The organism is Microcystis sp. M144S2 (genome assembly GCF_020246065.1).
Taxonomy (GTDB): domain Bacteria; phylum Cyanobacteriota; class Cyanobacteriia; order Cyanobacteriales; family Microcystaceae; genus Microcystis; species Microcystis ichthyoblabe_A.
Genome location: NZ_JADBTR010000177.1, coordinates 1 through 10,192, shown reverse-complemented (window position 1 = coordinate 10,192; position 10,192 = coordinate 1). Strand labels below are relative to the sequence as shown.

Annotated in this window: 10 protein-coding genes and 1 pseudogene; 4 read left to right on the top strand and 7 right to left on the bottom strand. The window is 44.2% G+C overall.

Translation table 11 applies throughout. The features are described 5' to 3' along the window. The 4 genes and pseudogenes from IM462_RS20090 to IM462_RS20075 all read left to right on the top strand — a co-directional run. Window positions 1-113: transposase (locus tag IM462_RS20090; protein WP_036400142.1), on the top strand; the 113-nt coding region annotated here is incomplete at its 5' end. A gap of 27 nt (window positions 114-140) precedes the next feature. Continuing rightward, window positions 141-887: pseudogene (locus IM462_RS20085) on the top strand (ChaN family lipoprotein); the annotation flags it as partial. A 92-nt stretch (window positions 888-979) separates the two neighbouring features. Continuing rightward, window positions 980-1,855, top strand: coding sequence for a 3'(2'),5'-bisphosphate nucleotidase CysQ family protein (locus IM462_RS20080; RefSeq protein ID WP_287715529.1), 876 nt, complete (start codon window positions 980-982; stop codon window positions 1,853-1,855). Window positions 1,856-2,323: 468 nt separating this feature from the next. Then, window positions 2,324-4,195: a GTPase family protein gene (locus IM462_RS20075; protein WP_287703423.1), complete on the top strand. Its 1,872-nt coding sequence runs from the start codon at window positions 2,324-2,326 to the stop codon at window positions 4,193-4,195. A gap of 248 nt (window positions 4,196-4,443) precedes the next feature. Here the strand turns inward: IM462_RS20075 and IM462_RS20070 are convergent, their stop codons facing one another. The 7 genes from IM462_RS20070 to IM462_RS20040 all read right to left on the bottom strand — a co-directional run bounded on the left by IM462_RS20070 (window position 4,444) and on the right by IM462_RS20040 (window position 10,149). After that, the gene (locus IM462_RS20070) at window positions 4,444-5,220 is read right to left on the bottom strand and encodes an acyl carrier protein (RefSeq protein WP_287703421.1); all 777 of its coding nucleotides are present in this window, start codon (window positions 5,218-5,220) and stop codon (window positions 4,444-4,446) included. Between the two features lie 182 nt (window positions 5,221-5,402). Further along, on the bottom strand, window positions 5,403-5,606 hold the full coding sequence (locus IM462_RS20065) for a hypothetical protein (protein WP_287703419.1): 204 nt from the start codon (window positions 5,604-5,606) through the stop codon (window positions 5,403-5,405). Window positions 5,607-5,705: 99 nt separating this feature from the next. After that, a complete protein-coding gene (locus tag IM462_RS20060) occupies window positions 5,706-6,572 on the bottom strand; it encodes an alpha/beta fold hydrolase (RefSeq protein WP_287703417.1) in 867 nt (288 codons plus the stop codon). Window positions 6,573-6,629: 57 nt separating this feature from the next. Then, window positions 6,630-7,451 carry a phosphoadenosine phosphosulfate reductase gene (gene cysH, locus IM462_RS20055; RefSeq protein WP_103111908.1) on the bottom strand — a complete coding sequence of 274 codons (822 nt, stop codon included), beginning with the start codon at window positions 7,449-7,451 and terminating at the stop codon, window positions 6,630-6,632. 574 nt (window positions 7,452-8,025) lie between these two features. Then, window positions 8,026-8,826, bottom strand: a complete 801-nt coding sequence (locus IM462_RS20050) for a tetratricopeptide repeat protein (protein ID WP_287703414.1) — start codon at window positions 8,824-8,826, stop codon at window positions 8,026-8,028. Window positions 8,827-8,868: 42 nt separating this feature from the next. Then, window positions 8,869-9,402 (bottom strand): 5-(carboxyamino)imidazole ribonucleotide mutase, encoded by a 534-nt coding sequence (gene purE / locus IM462_RS20045; protein WP_287703412.1) that lies wholly within the window; start codon window positions 9,400-9,402, stop codon window positions 8,869-8,871. 24 nt (window positions 9,403-9,426) lie between these two features. Further along, entirely contained in the window at window positions 9,427-10,149 is a 723-nt protein-coding gene (locus IM462_RS20040; protein ID WP_287715527.1) for a Uma2 family endonuclease, read from the bottom strand. Window positions 10,150-10,192 lie beyond the last annotated feature (43 nt).

The window sequence follows — 10,192 nt, the reverse complement described above, 5'->3', positions numbered from 1 at the left end:
CAGTGGAAGGAATTAATAATAAACTGAAGGTGATTAAAAGGAGAGGCTATGGATTTAGAAACTTTAAAAACTTTAGTCTTAGATGTTTATTAAATTGGCATTTTGCTAGTTGATTTTACATGGTAAGTTCGGAAGAACCAGAAATTCTGGCAGATTTAAAAACAGCCGAGATTATTTATCTGGGAGAAAGACACGATAGTCAAGCCGATCATCAGGCCCAATTAGCTATTATCAAGTATTTACAGGCTAATAATCCCCAAATAGCGATCGCTTTTGAGATGTTTCAACGTCCTTACCAAATCTATTTGGATCAGTATTTAGCCGGCAAAATTAGCGAAAATCAGTTAAGAGAAAAAAGTGAATACGACCAACGTTGGGGATTTGATTGGGAATTTTACGCCCCGATCCTGCGCTTGGCCAAGGCGAAAAAACTACCATTGATCGCCCTAAATACACCCACGGAAATCACTAGAAAAGTGGCACAGGAGGGCTTAGAAAGCCTCTCCACCTCAGAAATGACCTACATTCCCCCTAAAAGCGAAATAAACCAGGATAACGAGGAGTACCGTCAACAGATCTTAGCCGTTTATCAGCAACACACGGGGGGCAAAAGTCAGGGATTCGATCGCTTTTTTTTGGCACAGGTTCTCTGGGATGAAACCATGGCCGATGCGATCGCTAAATTCTGGCAAGCTCATCCCGAATATCAGATCATCGTCCTAGCAGGAAAAGGTCATATTGCCTACGGTTACGGCATTCCCAGTCGAGTCCAAAGAAGATTAGGCGATCGCGTCATGCAGCGTTCGGTTTTCTTGGGAGACGCGCCTCAATCATCACCAGCAGAAACCAAAAAACCCGCCGATTATTTTTGGCAAGGGCAAAATTAAGCCAGTCAGGAGTTAGGAAGCAAGGGATGGTAAGCTAAGATGCCAGTCTTTCAATTTAGTAGATAATAGGTCTGAAAAACTGAGGCTATTTTATGATTAATTTAACCTGTCAAGATACCGAAACACTCGATCGCATTTTAGCTGTGACTCGTGCCGTCGGTTGGGGTGGTGCTAAAATTCTCCAATCCTACCACCGGGGTGAACAGGATTTAGCCGTCAACGAGGAAAAAAAAGGCGGGCCAGTAACGGCGGCGGATTTAGCGGCAAATCACTATATTTTAGGGGAATTACAAACAAATTTCTCGGATATCGACTTTGGTTATCTAAGCGAGGAAACCCATCAGGGTAATGAAGCTATCCCGAAAGATTGGGTATGGATTATCGATCCTTTGGACGGAACCCGCGATTTTATCGACAAAACGGGAGAATATGCCCTACATATCGCCTTATGTTATCAAGGAAGACCGATCATCGCCGTGGTTGCCCTGCCGGATCAAGAAAAACTCTATTTTGCCCAAAAAGGAAAAGGTACTTTTCTAGAAACTAGCGACGGAAATATTACACCGGTAAAAGTTGCCAATAAAGATAAAATTACCGACCTCTATCTGGTGGTTAGTCGTACCCATCGCGACCAACGTTTTGATAATCTATTAAGTCAAATACCCTTCTTAGGTAAAAATTATGTGGGTAGTGTGGGCTGTAAAATTGCCACGATCCTCGAACAAAAATCCGATGTTTATATCTCCCTATCGGGGAAATCGGCCGCTAAAGACTGGGATTTTGCCGCCCCGGAGTTGATTTTAACGGAAGCAGGCGGCAAATTCTCCTATTTTGACGGTCAACCGGTGCGCTATAATCGCGGCGATGTGCGGCAATGGGGGGGGATCATGGCCAGTAATGGTCCTTGTCATCAACAACTTTGTCAGTTGTCCACAGCAATCCTCGCCCAAATTGATGCCACTGTCTAATTTCTGACTGGAAAATAGAAGCTGAAATAACGCAAATTCGTCAATCATACTAAATCCGTTGAGTATAAGCTACATATCAGGAGAGGCACTCCTGCAAGTGGAGTGACTCTTAAATGATTACCAATGTATTAGCAGCTGCGTGTAAGCATCCCACCGAAAAACTAATGCGCGGGGGGTTTGGGGGCGGCACTTCGACACGCTCAGTGACCGCGCCACGCCCCCAACGGGGGGTTTGGGGGGTAGAACCCCCCAAAAGCTTGGATTGAGTGAATCAAGTGGGAAGTAACGCTAAATCCATTCAGTATAGGCTACATATCAGGAGAGGCACTGACTGGAAAATAGAAGCTGAAATAACGCCAATTCGTCAATCAGAATATTTTCAGGCTTGGCGGTGCCGACTTTGGCATCAGGACTGCCCTCTAACCCAGAATCAGAGATCGGTAGAATGGAAAAAAACCAGATCGAGCAATGTTACGGTTAAAAACTTGGCAAGGGTTGATTTTAGCAGTTCCGATCGCCGCCGTGGTCATCTTTCTGATCGTGGCCGCCAGTGTCCAGATCAATCAATGGGGTTTGAATTGGATTTGGGCAGTTTTTACCCTGATTTTTGTCGCTTGGCGCTTCCTGTTGGTCAAATGGACGCGCCCAGCAGTCGGGGAAATTGAAGCCGCCATCGGGGAAATTAAGGCAGAATTAACCCCTCCTGACGGTGATTCCGGGGGCAATGTCGAGGAAATTATCGAGAGGATTATCGTCGCGGCCCGCAATGATCGCCCGGTTTGGGAAGATTGGGCGACTTTTTGGCAACGCTGTCAGGATTTGGTCAGTGCCATCGCTCATATATATTACCCCGATGTCAAGTACCCCTTATTAAATATTTACATTCCCCAGGCCTACGGTTTAATTCGGGGAACCGTCGATGATAGCGATCGCTGGATGCGGAATCTCTCCCCGGCCCTGAATCAAATCACCATCGGCCAAGCCTATCAGGCCTACGAAGTTTATCAAAAATTGCAACCCTCGGCCCAGAAACTTTGGCAGGTCTGGAATTGGGCGCAATGGGTGATCAATCCCGCCGCGGCTGTGGCTAAAGTGGCCAGTCAAAAGTACAGCGATCGAGCGGATCAGCAATTATTAGTCAATTTAGGGCAAGTTTTGCGGGAAAATGCCCTAAGAAATCTCTCTCGTCAAGCGGTGTTACTCTACAGTGGCGGCAATCTCGCCCCCACTCTCCCCACCAAGACCAAAATCGCCACCACTACTCTCAAGGAAATTCTCGCCCAAGCTGAACCGATCACGGAAATCGATCGCCAACCGGTTAATATTCTGCTGGTTGGACGCACCGGGGCCGGCAAAAGCAGTTTAATCAATACTCTCTTTCGGGCCGATTTAGCCCAAGTGGATCTATTGCCTAGTACCGACGCGATCCAATCCTACCATTGGCAAACCCCAGAAGGAGACGAGTTAATCCTCTGGGATACTCCGGGCTATGAACAGGCAAATCGGGCCGATGATCGGCAAAAGGTTCTAAATTATGCCAAAAACGCCGATTTATTAATTCTTGTCACTCCCGCCCTCGATCCCGCCCTAGCCATGGATGAGGCTTTTCTTAAAGATTTGCAACAAACTATTGACAATTTACCAGTTATAGTCTGTGTTTCTCAAGTCGATCGTCTGCGTCCGGTGCGAGAGTGGCAACCTCCCTATAATTGGCTGACGGGAGAAAGTCCCAAAGAAGTCAATATCCGCGAATGCTTGCAGTATCGGGCGGAATTATTCGAGGATCTCTGCGATCGCATTTTGCCGATGGTCAGTCAACAGCCGGATAGAGAAGCTTGGGGGGATGAGGAGTTATCAATCGCTTTACTGGGGGCAATTTCGCCCGCAAAACAGTTGCGTTTAGCCCGTTTTTTAGCGGATTTGGAAACTCGAACCCTGGCAGCGGCGAAAATAATCGATCGCTATACTTTACAGATGGCCACGGGGCAAGGTTTAACGGCCCTATTAAAAAGTCCTATTCTAGGTTTTATCTCCACTTTAGCCACGGGAAGACCGACTTTAGCCTATCTTTTAGCTGAACAAATTCCTGTGGAACAGTTACCAGTAGCGATCGGTAAATTACAGATGGCCTACGAGCTTTCTTCTCTCTTAAATACGGAGAATAAAAGTTTTGATTTATTGGCACTTTGGCCAATACTATTAGAAAATTCTAGCACTGCTGACAAGGAAGCTTGGTCCTGGGGTCATGCTCTGGTAGAATATTGGACAAAGAACCTATCGATCGAACAGTTCCGGTCAAGTTATCAGGGGTATTTAGAAACGACAAAAACAGGCCTTTAACCAGATTAATTAAGCTAAAACTTTCTTCCACTTCAAAAGTATAGGGGAGTGGGGAGGAGAGGTTTCTGGGGTTGAGATTTCTAGCCTTTGTACTAAAATTCCTCAGTGGGCAGTTTAAATGCAGTGCAGCTTAGATAGGTACGGGAATAAAATAATTACTCAAATCTTTGTTTTTAGGTGTGTTATTGCAGAATAATATACCTTGTTTGATCAATATTTTTTTGGGTTTCTATGTCGCTATAACAATGCTAGATATCATCTAAAAGATGGTTTAATTGACCTTTCAACAAATCTAGGTTCTGATTAGCCTTTTCAAGTTGAAGACTCAGTTTTTTTATTTCCGACTCTTGAAGCTTTATCTTTTCAGAAAGATCGTCTATCTGTTGTTTGCAAGAGTCTAGATATCCACTTTTTATGATATCAATAACATCAAAGTAAGAAATTTTTTGATCATTCATAAAGCAATATATTTGACATATTTGCTCTAAATTCGACAATAAAAAATCATTTTTAAATATATCTGAAAATGACATTATACTAGACGCATCAAAACTTTTGTGTCTCAGGGAAAGGATAAGTTTTTCGATATTTTGATGATTATTGGAAAAAGTGTCACTTGAAAATATTTCTATAAATTTACTGATTTCTATTTTCTTGCTTTCTAAGAACAATAACAATTTTAGAGTTTTTGTCTTTATTCGTATTTTTAGATATTCTGCAATCTCAAGGTTATATTTTTGTTCAAAAACAAATTCCAATAGATCTCTAAATGTAACTATTTTTTTAGATCCTTCATCGTATGGAATTTCTATGTCAAATTCCTGCTCTATTTGATACAAGAAATTTAGAGCATCATCTTCATCTCCACCATTTGATAATTCAAGAATATAATTATACTCAGTTTTAAAGATGACAAAATCTAAAACTGGCTGAGGTATTTCAGAAACTTCAAATACTTCTATCACAATATTATAAATTCTTGAATAAGTTCTTGAATAAATATCTTCATAAGTTTTATTGTTCATATCCATAATTATAACTATTTTGTTTGTGTTAAAGGTCATCCAATGACAGACTGCCTTGAATGTAGCATTTTTATTAAACTAATGCAAGCACAAGTAATACTCAACCCTGTTTAAAAAGTATAGAAAAGTAGGCAGGGTGGAACGGTAGGCGAGTGGACAGATTTGCTATAATGCTTCAGCAATTATTGAGATGTTAATTTATTGTAAGCGGAAATGATCGCCGCGTTTTCCCAATCATCATCAAAAGGGAGCGCATCGGAATCTGACAAAGCATTAGCCTCGATTTCTGCATCGCTCATCGATTTAACTCGCTCCCAATCGGTTAAATTATTAATATCTGGGGGATTCTTTGTTATATTTATCCTTCCTAAAGCTGGTATTTCCATAGGCGGTGGCCATTGCAGAACTACAGTGATATACTAAGGATAACTTGATCAATACTTTCTAGGGAGATTTTGCTATCAATTCCCAGAAAGTATCGGGGTTTAGGTTTTGCGTCCGAGAAAATTAATAATCCGGGGACTAATTTCTTTTGACCAATGTTCTTGGGGATAGTGTTTTGCTTCCGCGAGGGGGATTAATTCCACTCCTGATTTAGTGGCTAATTTTTCGACAGTGACAGAAGATAACCAAGGATCGGCCATTCCCCAGACAAAAAGGATAGGTTTTTCAAAGTTCTCTAAACCTGTCTCAATTTCTGCCATAGTTTTCGATAGGTTTAAATTGCGAATCGTGGCCAGTAAAGCGCGACCCACTGCCGAAGTTTTTAGATAAGGTTGACGGAAAATAGCCAGATCTGCATCACTAATCACAAAACCGCTACCAGTTTCTAAAGTACGATCGACTAATAAGGGGTCTTGAGTTGCCATATCTCCGAGGAAAGGTATCCCCCATTGTTTCATTATCCAGGGTAATTTAACATCACTGGAGAGGGGAGTATTTAAGATGATCAAACGCTCAATTTTATCAGGATTTTCTAGGGCGTATTGTAAACCGACGGAGGCTAAAAAACCCTGGACAATGAGGGAGATTTTCGGCAATTGGAGAGCTTGAATAAAATCGGCCAAGGCTTGACAAAAAGCGCTAGGTGTGTAGGCGAAATCTCTGGCATCGGGTTTAGCGGATAAACCGGAGCCGATCCAATCGGGGGCAATAGCATTAATGTTATATTCTTCTAAACTGGTCAATAATTCCCGCCAAATATAGCCATGGGCGGGTAAACCATGGAGTAGGATCACGGGGGTTGTGTCCGGTTGTTGAGCGGGGTTAACCTGTCGATAAAACCACTTGAGAGGGCCGACTTCGAGAAAATTTTCTAAAATAGCCATGGTTAATGGGGGATTAATAATCATTAACCATTGTCTAACGTCTAGGAACCGATCGCACCGGCAATTTTCCCACCCCCGCAGTTATAGGGAGCTTGCGTCGAGACTTTGTGCTTCTCCGGGGGTTAAGGGTAAATGAAGACCGCATTCTTGTTTTAAACCCTTGAAACGGGTGTCTCGTTCGTTGCTATCATCGGCGGTTAAAGGCCGACTGGAGTGCCAATCGCCGACGGAGACATAACCTAGATCAAAATAGGGATGGTAGGGAAGATCGTATTTAGTCAGATAGTCATAGATGGTTTTGGCATTCCAGTCAAGGATCGGTAATATTTTGTAACGTTCGCCCTGTTGATTGACCCATTGGAGAGTTTTGCGGTGGTCGGTTTGGTCGCGACGTAAACCTGCTAACCAAGCGGTGGCCTTTAATTCCTTCAGGGCCCGTTGCATCGGCTCCACCTTGCGGATTTTGTCGTAGAGATTAAGGGAGTCGAGATCGTTATTTGACCACAATTTACCGTGGATTGCTTCCATGCGGGCGGGACTGAGGGGAGATTGATAAACTTTCAGGTTTAAATGGAGGCGTTGGCTTAATTCTTCGGCAAATTGATAGGTTTCCGGAGGAAGATAGCCGGTATCGATCCAAATGATGGGAATATCGGGGATAATTGCGGTGACGAGGTGCAACATCACCGCCGCTTGAATGCCGAAACTGGTACTCATCACCAAACCTTCCCCAAAGGTGGCCGCGGCCCAAGCGACGATTTCTGCGGCGTTAGCGGAGTCAAAACGTTGATTAATTCTGGCGAGGTCGAGGGATAGAGGGGAGGAAAAAGACCGGTCGGCAGTGGCGATGAAGGCGGTTTCTAGGGCCTGTGGATGAGAATTAAGCAAGTGTAAATCTGGCATTCTGGCTAAGATTTAAGGTGTACAGTAGCGGCGGATACTGATAGAGTCCAATCTATCCCTGTGATTGGATTATAGCATTGGGCCATCGGCCCGCTCTAGCTATTCCTTTTCCTTTCCAGAGCCTGGTTATTCGATCGAGGATAATGGAACTATCAGGCCTCAATTGTATCTTAATGGCTGATTTCAGGATAATTGGACTCTCAGCCCCGCTACTGCTAGAAAAGTTACTATTTAGGGTCTGCTGAAAAAGTTTTTCGTGGGGACAGGGTGTGGGGTGTGGGGTGTGGGGTGTGGGCTTCGGCCGTGAGCTCAGCGTTCGACTGAGCTCACGCCGAAGTCCGAACGGGTGTAGGGTGTAGGGTTTTACCGATTTTGAGGACGTTCGGCGAGCTCAGTCGAGTGGACGGTGAGCCTGTCGAACCGCCGGGGTCAATTACCTAATTTTCAGGGAAAAAGTCCCTGAATTTTCCCCCCGATCACTCCCATATTTGCTACTTTTTGATTGACAAAAAGTCTAAAAGTCTTAGCCAACAAGGTTTTTAGATTTATTCAGCCAACCATATTTAGTAATTCTTTACTTTAAGTTAAGAAACTTATCTAAGGCTAGAACCATATTCGGCGGCCAACGTCGCACGCTTTTTACCCAATCGAGGTCTTGATAACGGGTATCCATGCCGACGGCGGCTACCCAATTGCTTTCCGCCTCTCCCTGTTGTCCTTGGCTCCATAAAACGGCGGTTAAGGCGGCTCTGACATCGGGAAACATGGGGTATTTGCGGGCAATATTCCGCATTTTTTGGACTGCTTCCGGATATCTGCCCAATTCGTACAGGGCCAGGGCCAGATTAGCTTGCGCCCAGGCAAAATTCGGGGCTAGTTGAGTGGCTTGGCGATAGTCTTTGACGGCGGCTTCCCAGTCCCCTAAACCGCCCTCAGCGTTGCCGCGATTGTTATAGGCAAAGGCATCATTGGGGGCCAGTTCTAAAACTTTATTATAATCGGCGATCGCTTCTTGATATTTGCCTTCTCCTTCTAAAGCGGTGCCACGATTGAGGTAGGGATCGGGGGCATCGGGGGTAATGGCGATTGCTTGGTTAAAGTCAGCGATCGCATCTTCTAATTTATTGAGGCTGACTCTGGCATTGCCGCGATTACTCCAGACGGCGGGATTAGTGGGGAATTTGGCGACTAATTCGGTCCAATAGTTTTCGGCCTGGGCGTAATCACCTTTTTCTGTAGCTTCTAGGGCTTTTTCAGCGATAACTTCCCCTTCTCTCATCTGTTCTTCGCTAATAGTCGGGCTATCGGCATAGGCCGCTATGGGTAGGGCAAAAAAGAGTAATAGACTCAATACACAAGCGGTGATCCAACGCATAATTACTTCATAATTTGTTACTTAATCTTTTCTCAATCTACCCTACTTAGGTGAACTCTGCCCTAGATAGTCTTGATAGCCTAGTCGTTGAAGATTGCTTTGTTTTTCGAGGACGGAATCGGTGAGGGATTGACGATAGGCGATAACTTGCTCTAAAAGATCAGTATTACCAGTGGCGAGAATTTGAACCGCTAAAAGTCCGGCATTTTTGGCATTACCGATCGCCACCGTGGCCACGGGAATGCCTGCGGGCATCTGTACAATTGAATAGAGAGAGTCTAACCCTTGTAAAGTGCGCGTGACTACGGGAACCCCAATCACGGGTAAGGGAGTTAAAGATGCCACCATCCCGGGTAAATGGGCAGCGCCGCCGGCTCCGGCGATAATCACTTTTATTCCCCTCTTATGAGCGTTTTTGCCGTATTCAAACATTTTTTCGGGGGTACGATGGGCCGAGACGATGGCGACTTCGTGGCTAATCTGAAAAACCTCTAAAACTGCGATCGCTTCTTTCATGGTGGGTAAGTCGGAATCACTGCCCATAATTACACCCACTAGGGGCGCTGCTGTCACCATAGTTACTAGAAAATAATATTTCCCCTAAATTGTATCGGGATCGATGCCTAATTCTCGCAATTTTTGGGCCAATTTTTCCTTAGCCTGACGTTCCCTTTCTTTCTCTAAAAGAGCCTGCTCTTTTTCTAAAAGAGCCTGTTCTTTTGCCTGTCGTTGCTGTAATTCCGCTTCTTGAGGAGTGGGGACTAATTGACCATCGGCGGTAAAATAACGCAGTTTACGGTCAAATATGCCTAAATATAATCCTAACTGTTCACTCCAGAGATAACCCAGTTCATTGGGAGAAATGGCTTGATATTGTCCCTCAATTAGTCTAAATCCCTGCAATTCTAAAGTATTGGGATCGAACCAAAAATAATTAGGAGTGCGAAAGGTATTTTGGTAGAGAATTTTCTTGTTATTGCGGTCAATATTGGCCGTAGAATCGGAGAGAATCTCGACAATTACATCCGGATATTTACCCTGTTCTCCCCAAACCACCCAACTTTTGCGGGGACGTTTTTCGGTATCTAAAACCACAAAAAAATCGGGACCACAGAAATCGCGTTTTTTCAGTTGTTCCTCGTTGTAGTAGATGGTTAGATTTCCCGAAGCGTAGTAATCACTCCTCTCGCGCCATAATAATTCTAGACAACTAAGGAGAATGATGATCTGTTGCAGGTGTAGATCACTTTCCAAGGGTGGTTCATCACTCCATAAATCTGTGGGGAGATAGGTGACATCTGGGATCATGTCTAGGGCTGTCATGACTTTTTCCCGGTATTTTAGGATTGATTAATTATAGCTTTTT

Coding starts and splice junctions, on each gene's coding strand:
- IM462_RS20080 (WP_287715529.1), top strand. CDS start 980: ATGATTAATTTAACCTGTCAAGATACCGAAACACTCGATCGCATTTTA.
- IM462_RS20075 (WP_287703423.1), top strand. CDS start 2,324: ATGTTACGGTTAAAAACTTGGCAAGGGTTGATTTTAGCAGTTCCGATC.
- IM462_RS20070 (WP_287703421.1), bottom strand. CDS start 5,220: ATGAACAATAAAACTTATGAAGATATTTATTCAAGAACTTATTCAAGA.
- IM462_RS20065 (WP_287703419.1), bottom strand. CDS start 5,606: ATGGAAATACCAGCTTTAGGAAGGATAAATATAACAAAGAATCCCCCA.
- IM462_RS20060 (WP_287703417.1), bottom strand. CDS start 6,572: ATGATTATTAATCCCCCATTAACCATGGCTATTTTAGAAAATTTTCTC.
- cysH (WP_103111908.1), bottom strand. CDS start 7,451: ATGCCAGATTTACACTTGCTTAATTCTCATCCACAGGCCCTAGAAACC.
- IM462_RS20050 (WP_287703414.1), bottom strand. CDS start 8,826: ATGCGTTGGATCACCGCTTGTGTATTGAGTCTATTACTCTTTTTTGCC.
- purE (WP_287703412.1), bottom strand. CDS start 9,402: ATGGTGACAGCAGCGCCCCTAGTGGGTGTAATTATGGGCAGTGATTCC.
- IM462_RS20040 (WP_287715527.1), bottom strand. CDS start 10,149: ATGACAGCCCTAGACATGATCCCAGATGTCACCTATCTCCCCACAGAT.